A 12,126-nucleotide genomic window follows, 5' to 3' on the forward strand; every position below is an offset into this window, starting at 1 on the left:
TTAAAAAGCGATTTATTCATCGCCATTTGGGAAGTTCTTAATTCCGTCTAATCCGCTTTTGTTCTTCTTTTTCCGCCAGCCTGCCCCTCAGTCCCGCCACGCCTTGATGCAAGCGTTAACCCGAGTGTTGCGCCAGCTTTTCTTTGGTTGACCAACTCATGCTAGGGTCATTGCTGAATTACTAATAATTAAAGTTTGTTATTATGTTGATTCACATTTGCTTATACATCGGCCATGACGATGCGCAATGCCACGCTGCGTCAATTGAAGGTGTTCGAGACCGTGGCGCGCCACCTGAGCTTTTCGCGCGCCGCCGAAGAGCTGCATCTCACGCAGCCCGCGGTCTCCACTCAGGTGCGTCAGCTCGAGGAGCACGCCGGCCTGCCGCTCTTCGAACAGCTCGGCAAGAAAATCTACCTCACGCCGGCCGGCACTGAAATGCTGCACTACAGCCGTGCGATCATTCAGCAGTTCCACGAAGTGGACGAAGCGATGAGCCAGTTGAAGGGCGTCTCCGGCGGCAAGCTGAATGTCGCGGTGATCAGCGCCGGCGACTACTTCTTTCCGCGGCTGCTGGCCGAATTCACGCGGCGCTATGCGGGCGTCGTGCTGAACCTCGCAGTGCACAATCGCGAAGAGCTTCTGCATCAGCTCGCGACCAACCAGACAGACCTTGCGGTCATGGTGCGTCCGCCGCACGAAATGGACGCCACCAACGAGCCGTTCGCGCCGCACCCTTACGTGATCGTGGCCGCGCCCACGCATCCGCTCGCGAACAAGCGCAACATCCGTTTCAGCCAGTTGGCCAACGAAGCCTTTATCGTCCGCGAGCGCGGCTCGGACACGTGGAATTCGATGGAAGAAGGTTTCGCGGGCCGACTCTCGAATCTGAAGATTGCAATGGAGATCAAAAGCACCGAGACCATCAAGCAGGCAGTGATTGCAGGCATGGGCATCGCCTTCCTGTCTGCCCATACGATCAGCCTCGAATTGCAACTCGGCCACCTCGTCGTGCTCGACGTCGAAAGCTTTCCGGTCATGCTCAACTGGTACGTGGTTCATCGTAAGAACAAACGACTGCCGCCGGTTGCCGTGGCCTTTAAACGCTTCCTGATGGAAGAAGGCGCAAACCTGATCGAGAAGATCACTCGTGTGAAGGAATTGAGCGTCTATAAGCGATAGGCTATGAAGATCCAATAAAACTTTAACTATTGCAAATCGTTCAGTACTTCTATGCTGCAAGCGAGTTCCATCACTTGTCAGCCCAGGAGGCCGATCATGAACCACGCTTCGGTTGCGACTCATGTCAGCGCGCGCACGGCACGCGTTGGCGCCGACCATTCCAACGATCCGCACCTGAGCGCCTATAACGCGGCGTTCAGCGATCTTGGCCTGCGCTTTCGCTGGGACCACGCGACGCTGGACATCCTCAGCGAGTTCAATAGCGAGGCTGCCCGAATCACCGCTTACATCGAGCGGTTCCACGCGCATCTTCATCGCGCTTACGACCCGGACTTTCTTGCGCAACTGATTTTGCAGAAGAAGGCGCAGTACTTCAGCGAATTCGCCGCGTTGGGCGAGTGAGGGCAGCGGCGGGAGCATGTTCCCGCCTGTCCCGCTGCGAGCGGCCTCTGCCGCTCCTCGCCATGAGGGACGACAGGCCGACGCGCTGCGTTTGGTGATCGTCGGGTCTGGCTTCATGGATGCCGGCCCACCGATGAACGAATCGAAAGACGCCGCGGCGCGCATACGCAAATGCTCCGTTGCCTGATTCCGTTGTTATGCCAGCGCGGGCCGTGACGGTATGCTGCCGCGCGCACCGTGCCGCGCACAGTTGCGCTGCGCAGCGCGTCGTCTCGCCAGCTGATTGCCATGCCGCCAGTCACCCCACCACTCGCACCGTGCGAATGCTGCGCCTGTCGTTTCATATGTTGTTTCAAATGTTTTTTCGAGCAGGCGCGGCTGAGCATCACATGTACGCCTATAGACGACGCGAGCGCACTCGTCGCAAGTAACGCGGCGAGCCCGAACGGCTGCGCCGCTTCGGTGACGAAGCCGTAGCCGAGCCACGCGCACAACAGCAGCGCGAGCACGTTCACTGCGTCGTGTCCGGGTCGTGCTGTCACGCGCAGCGGCAACAGGCCACGCAGTTTGCAGAAGGCGACCGCCGAGGTCGCGAAGATCAACGCACCGGCGAAAACCGCGGCGTAGAGCTCGCTTCGTTCAAACATCGCGAGGTTCGCGTGATTGCCCGCCGACACATAGCGCGCCACGCCGAAGGCGACGATCGACAAACCAGTGCCGCTTGCCAGCAGTGCAACGGGCGCGGCTTGTCGCGTGAAATTGCGCCAGCGCACGAGCCAGGCGCCGGCAGCGGCACCGGCCATCGTCGCGAACGTGAAGCTTTCACTGGCCCCAAGACCCGCCGCCAGAACGCCGGCAAGCGCAGCCACCAGCGCCGCGGCGTGCCAGTACGGGCGCGTGCGCCGCGCAGCATTTGAGCGCGGCCACAGCGGCAGTTGCGCGAGCGCGGCAAACACGGAACCCAGCGCGCAGGCCAACAACGCGGCACACGCCGCGCTCAGCGCGACGAATGCTCCGAGCCACACGGCACTCTCAGACGCTTGCGACACGCGTACTCCTTTCCGTGTTGTGGCGAGCGCGAGCTTGTGGCTCGCGAGCCGGCCATCGTTCAAACGAGTCCCGGCACTTCGGCTGCAACCGCTAGCGCGGCACGCAACGTGTTGCTAAGCGTACCGATTCCGTCGATGGAAACCGACACCGTTGCGCCGTCCTTGATCGACCCGACGCCCACTGACGTACCGCAGGCGATTACATCGCCGGGTTCCAGCGTGAGGTCCTGCGAGATGAGGCTTACCTGTTCGGCCGGCGAAAACACCATGTCGGAGAGCGGATAGTTCTGCCGCTCCACGCCGTCAAGCACGGTCACGAGATGCGCGCTTTGCCAATCGAATCCGGAGACGATGGCCGGTCCGATACAGCAGAACGTATCGAAACCCTTTGCGCGGCACCATTGCGGAAAGTGCGGATTCTCGTTGAGCAGATCTGCCGCGGTTACGTCGTTGACGAGCGTGTAACCAAAGATCGCGGCGGCGGCTTCTTCGACGCTTGCATCGCGGCAACGCCGGCCAATCACGATGCCGAGCTCGCCCTCATAGACAATCTTGCCTGCGTAGCTCGCGGGCCGCCGTATCGCTTCACCCGAACCGATTACCGAACCCGCCGGTTTCAGGAGAAAGAGCGGATGTGTCGGCACCGGCTTGTCGAGCTTCGCGGCCAACGCGTGAAAGTTGTTCCAGAGCGCGACGATCTTGCCGGGCGCGCAAGGTGCGAGCGGCGTAAGCGCACGCGTGGACAACACCGCGCCAGTCGGCACTGGCTGATCCAGGCTTTCATACTCGTGCAGATAAGCCCCTTCGACGCGGCCGAACACCACACCGCCGTCGTTGGACATGAAACGCATCCACGTATCCATACGTCGCTCCTTGAGCGCTTCGGCACGGTCTTCTGCGCGGCTCGCAATTGGCGATGCGAAATTGCCGCTGCGAAATTGCTGGCGCTACAGCATCGCCATAGCAATCAATACGCGCAAAGAAAACCGTGCCGCCTTCCGTTTATGCGTCAGATGAGGCCCGCGCCGCGCGCCCACTGATACTTCGCACCGAGCACCGCGACCGGAATTTCCGTCGAGTACGCGTACGCAGGCACGCCATGCGCGTACAGGTACTCGGCCGCCTCTTCGACCTGAACGTCGCCCGCGAGCGACGCGACAATCGGCTTTTCGATGCCGCGCGCCTTCATCTCTTCCTTCACCTCGACGACGAGACGCGCGAATACCATCGGCGGCGTAATGATGGTGTGCCAGTAGCCCAGAATGATCGCGTGAATCCGCGGGTCCTCGAGGCCAAGACGGATCGTGTTCTGATACGTCGAGGGCGGCTCGCCACCGGTAATGTCGACGGGATTGCCCGCCGCGCCGAACGGCGGGATGAACTTGCGGAAGGCCGCGTCGAGATCGGCGGGCATGGTCATCAGCGACAGACGGTTGTCCACGCAAGCATCCGACAGCAGCACGCCGGAGCCGCCCGCGCCGGTAATGATCACCACGTTCTCGCCCTTCGGCGTCGGCAGCTTCGGAATGCCGCGCGCGAATTCGAGCAGATCGCGCAGCGAACGTGCGCGAATCACGCCGCATTGCCTGAACACGTCTTCGTAAATGCGATCGTTGCCGGCGAGCGCGCCCGTGTGCGAACTCGCCGCGCGCGCGCCGAGGCTCGTGCGGCCGGCCTTCAGCACCACCACGGGTTTCTTCTTCGACACCCGCGCCGCCGCTTCTGCAAAGGCCCGACCATCTTTCAGGTCTTCGCAATGCTGCGCGATGATGTCAGTGTTGTCGTCCTGCTCGAAGAAAGTCAGCAGATCGTCTTCGTCGATGTCGGATTTGTTGCCGAGGCCGACGATAGCGGACACGCCCATCTTCGCGGAACGCGAGAAGCCGATGATCGCCATGCCGATACCGCCGGATTGCGACGACAACGCCGCCTTGCCTTGCACATCGTACGGTGTGCAAAACGTTGCGCAAAGGTTCTTCGGCGTGTAGTAGAAGCCGTAGATGTTCGGCCCCATCAGACGGATGCCGTATTCACGCGCTATCGCCACGATTTCCTGCTGGCCTTCTACATTGCCCGTTTCGGCGAAGCCCGATGGAATCAGCACCGCGCCGGGAATATGCTTCTTGCCCACTTCCGTCAATGCGCCGGCAACGAACTTGGCGGGGATCGCAAACACGGCGACGTCGATGTCGCCCGGCACGTCCAGCACGCTCTTATAGGCCTTGTGGCCCATGATCTCGTCGGCCTTCGGGTGGATCGGATAAATCTCGCCCTGATAGCCGCCGTTGATCAGGTTCTTCATCACCGAGTTGCCGATCTTGCCCTCTTCCGCCGACGCACCAATCACCGCGACACGATCCGGCTTCATGATGCGGTTCATTTGCCGCACGATGTCTTCCTGACTCGGACGATAGCGCTCGACCGGCGGCGAGAAGTCCAGCACGATGCGCACGTCGGCGGCGATCGCGCCGCGCTTGCTGGCAAACACCGGGTTCAGGTCCAGTTCGGAGATTTCCGGGAAGTCCGAAACGAGCCGCGACACGTTCTCGATCAAGCCGGCAAGCGCCTCGCGGTCAACCGGTTCGCCGCCGCGCACGCCCTTGAGCATGTCGGCAGCCGCAATGCCGTCGAGCATCGAGCGGGCATCGTCGCGCGTGGCGGGGGCAAGGCGGAACGTGATGTCCTTGAGCACTTCGACAAGCACACCACCAAGACCGAATGCCACCAGCTTGCCGAACGAGGGGTCCGTCACCGCGCCGACAATCACTTCCTGACCGCCGCCAATCATCTGTTGCACCTGCACGCCGAGCAGGTTGGCCTGCGCGTTATAGCGCTTCGCGTTGTCCATGATCGTGGCGAATCCTTCCGCTACGTCAGCGGCGTTCTTCACGCCGACGAGCACACCGCCCGCTTCGGTCTTGTGAAGGATTTCCGGCGAAACGATCTTGAGCACCACCGGAAAGCCGATCTCGGTCGCGAATTGCGCGGCTTCCGCGGCGGTCGTCGCTAGCGCTTCTTTGGGCACTGCGATGCCGTACACATCGCACACCAGCTTGCCTTCGGGCGCCGTCAGCGAGTTGCGGCCTTCCGCTTTGGCGTGATCGAGAATGTGCCGCACGACGTCTTTATTGGCGACCTGAGCGCGGTCGTCCGGCGTATGAGCGGTGCCGCGTTCCTTCAATGAGAGCGTGTCTTCGTATGCCATGTCCTGCCGTCTCCAATGCGGGTTCGAAAGGCGCCGCCCGGCACCGCGCCTGCCTGCATGGCAAGCGGCGGGCGGCCTTGCACTACGGTTGTCTGCAGTTTGCGTGCGCCTAGATGGCACCGGCGGTACGCAATGCGCTGATCTGCTCGGGCGAGTAGCCGAGTTCCGCCATGACTTCGTCGGTATGTTCGCCAAGCAGCGGCGAGCGCTTTACTTCCGTCGGACTATCGGACAGTTTGATAGGATTGCCAACTGTCAGGTACTTGCCGCGCGTCGGATGATCGACTTCGACAATCGTGCCGGTCTTGCGCAGCGAAGGTTCTTCGGCAATCTCCTTCATCGAGAGAATCGGCCCGCAGGGAATGTCGTACTTGTTGAGAATCTGCATGGCCTCGAACTTGGTCTTGGTCATCGTCCAACGTTCTATTTCCGCGAAGATTTCCTTGAGGCGCGGTAGCCGCGCGACGGGCGTCGCGTAGTCCGGATCGGTGGCCCACTCTTCCTTGCCGATCACGTTGCAAATCTTGGCCCACACCGGCGCCTGCGTGATGAAGTAGATGTAGGCGTTCGGATCGGTCTCCCAGCCCTTGCATTTGAGAATCCAGCCCGGCTGCCCGCCGCCAGATGCATTACCCGCGCGCGGCACCGCTTCGCCGAACTTGCCGTTCGGGTATTGCGGATACTCCTTCATCACGCCGGTGCGTTCCAGCCGTTGCTGATCGCGCAGCTTCACGCGGCACAGGTTGAGCACGCCGTCCTGCATCGCGGCGAGCACGCGCTGCCCGCGGCCCGTCTGTGTACGCTGATACAGCGCGGTGACAATACCGAGCGCGAGATGCAGGCCGGTGCCGCTGTCGCCGATCTGCGCGCCGGTCACCACCGGCGGGCCGTCGTCGAAACCCGTGGTCGAGGCCGCGCCACCCGCGCATTGCGCGACGTTCTCGTAGACCTTGCAGTCCTCATACGGACCCGGACCAAAGCCTTTGACCGACGCAACGATCATGCGCGGATTCAGCTCCTGGATGCGCTCCCACGTGAAGCCCATGCGATCGAGCGCGCCCGGTGCGAAGTTCTCCACCAGCACGTCGCATTTCTGGATCAGCGCCTCGAGCACCTGCTTGCCCTCGGGGTGCTTGGTGTCGATCGTGACCGAACGCTTGTTATGGTTGAGCATCGTGAAGTACAAGCTGTCCACGTCGGGAATGTCACGCAGTTGCTCGCGCGTGATGTCGCCTGCGCCGGCGCGCTCCACCTTGATTACGTCCGCGCCGAACCACGCCAGCAATTGCGTGCAGGTCGGGCCCGATTGCACATGCGTGAAATCGAGAATGCGCACGCCGTCGAGTGCTTTGCCCATGTCGTGTCTCCTAAGGTATCCGTATTACTTGTACATGGTCTGATTCTTGGTGCCCGGCGCATATTCGCGCGGGTCGACCCAGATGTTGACGACTGCGGAGCGCCCGGTGCGATGAATCGCTTCGCGCGCACGCTGCAATGCGCTCGCGATCTGCGCCGGGTCGCGCACTTCCTCGCCGTAACCGCCGAGCATTTCGGCGAACTTGCTGAACGGCACGTCGCTCAGCAGATTGCCGACGTTGCCGCGCTCGTCGCCGTATTTGGCGAGCTGGCCGTAGCGGATCTGATTCATCGCCGAGTTATTGCCGATCACCGCGAGGTACGGCGCGCCGAAGCGGTTGGCCGTCTCCATGTCGAACGCGGTCATGCCGAACGAGCCGTCGCCGTAGTAGCACAGCACTTCCTTGTGCGGATGCGCGACCTTGGCAGCAAGCGCGAAACCCGTGCCGACGCCGAGCGAACCCAGCGCGCCTGGGTCCATCCACTGCCCCGGGCGGCGCGGGCGCACGGCTTGCGCGGAAATGGTCACCACGTCGCCGCCGTCACCGATGTAGATGGTGTCGTCGGAGAGGAACTCGTTGAGCTCATAGGCGACGCGGTACGGGTGAATCGGCGTGTTATTCGACTTGAAGAGCGGCATCAGTTTTTCCGTCGCAGTTGCTTCGGCATCCTGAAGTTGCGCCATCCATTTGCGGCGCGCCTGGCGCTTGTCGTCTTTCAGGCGGCCACTCGCGGCTTGCAGCACAGCCGCGAGAATCGCGCCTGGATCGCCAACGAGACCGAGGTCGATATCGCGGTTTTTGCCGACCGTGCGATAGTCCATGTCGATCTGCACCAGCGTCAGTTCCTTGCTGATGCGCTTGCCGTAGCCCATGCGGAAATCGAACGGTGTACCCACTACGATCAGCACGTCCGCATTGGCGAAGGCCTGCGAGCGCGTGCGGTCGAAGTGATGCGGGTCGCCCGGCGGCAGCAGGCCGCGGCTCGCACCGTTGAAGTAGCCAGGAATGTCGAGTCCGCGCAGCAGCGCGATCGCTTCTTCATGGCCGCGTGCGGTCCACACCTGCTGTCCGTACAGAATCGCGGGACGCTCGGAGTTCACCAGAATGTCGGCTAGCTTCTCGATGTCGCGCGGGTCGCCAATCGACTTGGTCGACGCGCGATAGTGGCCCGGCTGCGGCACGACCGCGCGCGTCAGTTCCACTTCGCGGTCAAGCACGTCACGCGGAATTTCCAGGTAGGCCGGACCGGGCGCGCCGTTGAAACACTCGCGCGCGGCCATAGAGATCATGTCCGCGACGCGCTCTGTGCTCGACACGCTCGCGGCGAACTTGGTGATGGGCGCCATCATGTCGACGTGCGGCAGGTCTTGCAGCGAACCCATCTTGTGTTGCGTGAGCGCACCCTGGCCGCCGATATGCAGCACCGGACTTTCAGAGCGAAACGCCGTCGCAATACCGGTCACCGCGTTCGTGCAGCCGGGGCCGGCCGTCGTCACCACGCAGCCGAGCTTGCCGGTCTGGCGCGCATAGCCGTCGGCCGCGTGCGCCGCGACCTGCTCATGGCGCACGTCGATAATGCGAATCCCTTCGTCCACGCAACCATCGTAAATGTCGATGATGTGTCCGCCGCATAGCGTGAAGATCGTATCGACGCCTTCGTTCTTCAGCGCCTTCGCGACCAGGTGGCCGCCGGAAACGACGCCGGCGTTGCGCGTCTTCTGCTTGAGCGTGTCTTCCGCCGTGGTGCTGCCCGTAACCGGGTTCAGGGATGAAACAACTGCGGACATGGTCGTCTCCTGTGTATGTCGACCGGCGCGGGCGCTTCTGCCGTTACGCCGGTTCCATGCTTAAGCATCGATGGGAGTTCGCGCTCCGTGCGCTTACCCCGCGTCCCATGAATCTGCTGCCTGTCGATTGTTTGAACACATTTCCAGACCACGCCGTTGGCCCTGTTCACATACGGTATGTGATATATCAGTTTGAAGCAAGGACGATTTCACGGTGCGGTCAAGCTTGCTGTTTGCGCTGCAATCCCTTGGCGGACGCGGAAGACAACGATTTCGGGAAGCTGCCGGATTCCCGCCGCAAGGGAAAACACTGAGCGCGGTCCAAAACGCTCACTGTTGATATATCACATACCACATTTCAGACGGCGTCAAGCACGGTATTTCCCTGAGCGGGAGGCAGATAAAGAAAAAGCCCGCGGTGCGTGAACACCGCGGGCTTTCGCCTGCGTCTTTCTCCGATGCGGTGCGCGCCTGAACCGGCGGCCCGCCGTACTCAGCGGTCAATCCAGGAAATCGCAGTTTTTCTCCACGAAGGCCGCCAGATCCAGCGAATGCTGGCGCGTGAGCCGCTCCGCAAGTTCGGTATCGCGCTTTTCGAGCGCCTCGATAATGCGCAGATGGTCGACAATCGAGCGCGACGCGCGATCGCTTTGCGAGATCGTCATGCGCCTGATGGCCCGCACGTGGATAAAGATGTTCTTGATGGTGTCCAGAATGATCTGGGACTTCGACAGTTCGACGATAGCCTGGTGAAACGCGATGTTCGCGTCCGAATACTCGGCGATGTGTTCAGCGGGCGTGGCGTCGCGGAAATTGTCGAACATATGCCGCAGACGGGCAATTTCCTCGTCTGTAGCGCGCTGCGTGGCGAGCCGGGCGGCCATACTTTCGAGCGCGGCCCACATGTGAATCATTTCGACGATTTCGCGCTTGCTCTTGCGCACGATATAGATGCCGCGGCGCGGCACCATACGCAAAAAGCCCTCCTGCTCGAGCAGCGTCATCGCCTCGCGCACAGGCGTGCGGCTCACGCCAAGCGTCTCGCTCAGCACGCGCTCGTCCAGACGGATTTCTTCACGCGTCTGGTAAATGTCCGCGTCTGCAATAGCCTGGCGCAGCATCGCATAAGCCTGATCGCGCAAGCTCGCGCTTGCGCCGATAGGCTGCAACGACAACGTCAAAGGTGTGGCCACCGCTTCAGTTTGAAGTTCCGACGACATTCATCGCCTCAGATTGAACATGCATACGATAAGGCGCCACCGCGGCCCCGCGCTGCTGGTCCAGCCCGACGAAGCGGCCATGTTGCGCTGCAAGTTGCGCGACCGACTGCGGAATCGAGCGAGCCAGGAAAACCGTGGCGGCACTACCCAGGCCAACAATAGCAATGGCGAGCAGCGAGAGAGGAACAAATTCCATTTGTAGCTCCAAACGATTGAGTGAACGAATGACTCAATCATATGCTGCATCGCCGCAAAAATCAATATTCGGTATGTAGTATATCAGTCACTGTTGTTTTCCGATCATACCTTACGGTAGCATGCGCCGCGTCATCTCGCCTGTCCTCGGCGTCGACTTGCGTTGCGCTCGGTGTAAACGCTAGAAACGCGCGGTATGCGCGCAAACGCGTGCGCATATCGCGCAGCCGGCCCTCTCTGCTAATTGTGGGATAGCTCCTGCGCCATTAACCTTCCGCACATCCTGCAATTGTCAACCGTGCTGCTTCACTCGCCAGACGCATATCCGTCGGGCCAAGGCTCACACGGCTGAGCACCCGCAGCGTTCTCAGAATTCCAAGGAGACACCCCGTCATGAGCACTACCGTTTCGCCGGCTGCAGCCATCGACCCTCTCACGGCGCGCAGCCGCGCGCGCAAGGCGGCGCTGGGCAGTTTTGTCGGCGCAGTTGTCGACTGGTACGACTTTTTGCTGTACGGCATTGTCGCGGCACTAGTCTTCAATTCGGAGTTTTTCCCGAAAGTGAGCCCGGCGATGGGCACGCTGGCGGCCTTTGCGACGTTCGGCGTCGGCTTTCTGTTCAGGCCGCTCGGTGGCTTCGTGTTCGGCCATTTCGGCGACCGGCTTGGGCGCAAACGCATGCTGGTGCTGACCGTGATGATGATGGGGCTGTCCACCGCCGCTATCGGCCTGTTGCCCTCGTTCGCGACTATCGGCTGGCTCGCGCCGGTGTTGCTCGTCACGTTGCGCGCGATTCAGGGCTTCGCGGTCGGCGGCGAATGGGGCGGCGCGGCGCTGATGGCGGTAGAAAGCGCACCGGAAAAGAAAAAGGCGTTCTACAGTAGCGGCGTGCAGGTCGGCTACGGTGTCGGCCTCGTGCTGGCAACGGGGCTCGTCGCGGTGATCAGCCGTTCGATGGACAACGCGTCGTTCATGAGCTGGGGCTGGCGCCTGCCGTTCCTCTTTAGCGTCGTGCTGGTGCTGATCGCGATGTGGATCCGCTCGAGCATGGAAGAGTCGCAGGAGTTCGTCGAAAAGGTCGGCGCGCACGGCGAACGCCGCGTTCGCCTGCCGATCGTGGAAGCCCTGCTGCGCCACCCGAAAGCGTTCCTGCTGATCATCGCGCTGCGCCTTGCCGAACTGTTCACGATGTATATCGTGACGGCCTTCGCGCTCAACTATTCGACGGCGAATCTGCATATGCCGCGCGAGTTCTTCCTGAGCATTGGTCTGCTGGTCGGCGCCGTGAGCTGCGTGACGATTCCCCTCTTCGCGATGCTCGCCGACCGCTTCGGCCGCCGCCGCGTGTACATCGTCGGCGCACTGGTCGGCATGTTCAGCGCGGTGCCGTTTTTCCTCGCGCTCGAAGCGCGTTCGACGGTGTGGATCGTGGTCTTCGCGGTGATGCTCGCAAACGTCGCCCATGATATGGTGGTCAGCGTGCAGCAGCCGATGTTCACCGAACTCTTCGGCACCGAGTATCGCTACAGCGGCGCGGGCGTCGGTTATCAGGTGGCGAGCGTGGTCGGCGGCGGATTCACGCCGTTCATTGCGGTCGCGTTGGTCAGTTTTGCTGGAGGTTCGTGGCACCCGGTGGCGGGCTATCTCGCGATCGGCTGTCTGATCTCGGTGCTGGTCGCCGCGAAAATGAAGACCGGCCGCGCTGTCTGAAGTAAAGCGCGTTCAAGA

10 protein-coding genes are annotated in these 12,126 nt (G+C 61.7%); 3 read left to right on the plus strand and 7 right to left on the minus strand.

What is annotated here, in order from left to right; genetic code table 11:
* Positions 1–234 precede the first annotated feature (234 nt).
* Both JNB89_RS03335 and JNB89_RS03340 read left to right on the plus strand, forming a co-directional pair.
* Positions 235–1,182, plus strand: a complete 948-nt coding sequence (locus tag JNB89_RS03335) for a LysR family transcriptional regulator (protein WP_013341762.1) — start codon at positions 235–237, stop codon at positions 1,180–1,182.
* Between the two features lie 96 nt (positions 1,183–1,278).
* A complete protein-coding gene (locus tag JNB89_RS03340; RefSeq protein WP_220361231.1) occupies positions 1,279–1,584 on the plus strand; it encodes a hypothetical protein in 306 nt (101 codons plus the stop codon).
* A gap of 113 nt (positions 1,585–1,697) precedes the next feature.
* On the opposite strand, the gene JNB89_RS03345 is transcribed toward JNB89_RS03340, so the two are convergent.
* The 7 genes from JNB89_RS03345 to JNB89_RS03375 all read right to left on the minus strand — a co-directional run bounded on the left by JNB89_RS03345 (position 1,698) and on the right by JNB89_RS03375 (position 10,399).
* Positions 1,698–2,633 carry an NAD(P)(+) transhydrogenase (Re/Si-specific) subunit beta gene (locus tag JNB89_RS03345; protein ID WP_220361232.1) on the minus strand — a complete coding sequence of 312 codons (936 nt, stop codon included), beginning with the start codon at positions 2,631–2,633 and terminating at the stop codon, positions 1,698–1,700.
* 59 nt (positions 2,634–2,692) lie between these two features.
* On the minus strand, positions 2,693–3,496 hold the full coding sequence (locus JNB89_RS03350) for a fumarylacetoacetate hydrolase family protein (RefSeq protein WP_220361233.1): 804 nt from the start codon (positions 3,494–3,496) through the stop codon (positions 2,693–2,695).
* 146 nt (positions 3,497–3,642) lie between these two features.
* Positions 3,643–5,838, minus strand: coding sequence for an acetate--CoA ligase family protein (locus tag JNB89_RS03355; protein WP_013341766.1), 2,196 nt, complete (start codon positions 5,836–5,838; stop codon positions 3,643–3,645).
* Between the two features lie 109 nt (positions 5,839–5,947).
* The gene (gene frc / locus JNB89_RS03360) at positions 5,948–7,195 is read right to left on the minus strand and encodes a formyl-CoA transferase (RefSeq protein WP_013341767.1); all 1,248 of its coding nucleotides are present in this window, start codon (positions 7,193–7,195) and stop codon (positions 5,948–5,950) included.
* A 24-nt stretch (positions 7,196–7,219) separates the two neighbouring features.
* Positions 7,220–8,983 carry a thiamine pyrophosphate-binding protein gene (locus tag JNB89_RS03365; RefSeq protein ID WP_135895502.1) on the minus strand — a complete coding sequence of 588 codons (1,764 nt, stop codon included), beginning with the start codon at positions 8,981–8,983 and terminating at the stop codon, positions 7,220–7,222.
* A 500-nt stretch (positions 8,984–9,483) separates the two neighbouring features.
* Positions 9,484–10,203 carry a GntR family transcriptional regulator gene (locus JNB89_RS03370; protein WP_013341769.1) on the minus strand — a complete coding sequence of 240 codons (720 nt, stop codon included), beginning with the start codon at positions 10,201–10,203 and terminating at the stop codon, positions 9,484–9,486.
* On the minus strand, positions 10,181–10,399 hold the full coding sequence (locus tag JNB89_RS03375; RefSeq protein WP_135895503.1) for a hypothetical protein: 219 nt from the start codon (positions 10,397–10,399) through the stop codon (positions 10,181–10,183). The genes JNB89_RS03370 and JNB89_RS03375 overlap by 23 nt, the downstream gene beginning before the upstream one ends.
* Before the next feature lie 392 nt (positions 10,400–10,791).
* Between JNB89_RS03375 and shiA the strand changes: the two genes are divergently transcribed.
* On the plus strand, positions 10,792–12,108 hold the full coding sequence (gene shiA, locus JNB89_RS03380; protein ID WP_135895504.1) for a shikimate transporter: 1,317 nt from the start codon (positions 10,792–10,794) through the stop codon (positions 12,106–12,108).
* The last annotated feature ends 18 nt before the right edge of the window (positions 12,109–12,126 follow it).

Source organism: Paraburkholderia phenoliruptrix (assembly GCF_019511605.1).
GTDB classification, from domain to species: Bacteria; Pseudomonadota; Gammaproteobacteria; order Burkholderiales; family Burkholderiaceae; genus Paraburkholderia; species Paraburkholderia phenoliruptrix_A.

What these genes read in the sequence shown, in the direction of transcription:
- JNB89_RS03335 (WP_013341762.1), top strand. Translation starts at nt 235, where the DNA reads ATGACGATGCGCAATGCCACGCTGCGTCAATTGAAGGTGTTCGAGACC.
- JNB89_RS03340 (WP_220361231.1), top strand. Translation starts at nt 1,279, where the DNA reads ATGAACCACGCTTCGGTTGCGACTCATGTCAGCGCGCGCACGGCACGC.
- JNB89_RS03350 (WP_220361233.1), bottom strand. Translation starts at nt 3,496, where the DNA reads ATGGATACGTGGATGCGTTTCATGTCCAACGACGGCGGTGTGGTGTTC.
- JNB89_RS03355 (WP_013341766.1), bottom strand. Translation starts at nt 5,838, where the DNA reads ATGGCATACGAAGACACGCTCTCATTGAAGGAACGCGGCACCGCTCAT.
- frc (WP_013341767.1), bottom strand. Translation starts at nt 7,195, where the DNA reads ATGGGCAAAGCACTCGACGGCGTGCGCATTCTCGATTTCACGCATGTG.
- JNB89_RS03365 (WP_135895502.1), bottom strand. Translation starts at nt 8,983, where the DNA reads ATGTCCGCAGTTGTTTCATCCCTGAACCCGGTTACGGGCAGCACCACG.
- JNB89_RS03370 (WP_013341769.1), bottom strand. Translation starts at nt 10,203, where the DNA reads ATGTCGTCGGAACTTCAAACTGAAGCGGTGGCCACACCTTTGACGTTG.
- JNB89_RS03375 (WP_135895503.1), bottom strand. Translation starts at nt 10,399, where the DNA reads ATGGAATTTGTTCCTCTCTCGCTGCTCGCCATTGCTATTGTTGGCCTG.
- shiA (WP_135895504.1), top strand. Translation starts at nt 10,792, where the DNA reads ATGAGCACTACCGTTTCGCCGGCTGCAGCCATCGACCCTCTCACGGCG.